This window comes from Polaromonas sp. P1_G2, from assembly GCF_056405515.1.
In genome coordinates, this window is sequence record NZ_JBFUBY010001410.1 from 1 (window position 1) to 407 (window position 407).

Sequence of the window (407 nt, forward strand, 5' to 3'; positions counted from 1 at the left end):
GACGACGACTATGTCGATCCCGCTATCGCCGATATCATTGCCGGCATCATCCGCCATGCGCCGGGAACCGAGGCGGTCGCCTGGAACAAGCCGGGCTTCAAGTGGCCGAGCTATCGCCCATTCCCTGGCAATCTCTCCATTTCGCTCGGCAATGACGTCAGGCACGTCAATCGGTCGGCTTTGGTGAAACGCATGTTCCGCTGGGAGGGGGCAAGCTTTGTCCCCGCCATGCCCTTCACCATCTACCATGGCGCAGTCTCGCGGCAGACGATCGAGCTGGTCCGGCGGTTTAGTGGTGGACGGACATTCGAGCATCCAACCGTCGACTATGATTTCGGCATCAAACTGCTGTTCGCCGCCAGGAATTTTGTCTTCGTCAGCCGGCCGCTATCCATCCAGGGTGCCAC

1 protein-coding gene is annotated in these 407 nt (G+C 60.0%); it reads left to right on the forward strand.

The window, feature by feature from the left end:
- The coding region (locus AC1D0P_RS30815) for a hypothetical protein (RefSeq protein ID WP_477680203.1) at positions 1 to 407 on the forward strand (407 nt) is incomplete at both ends.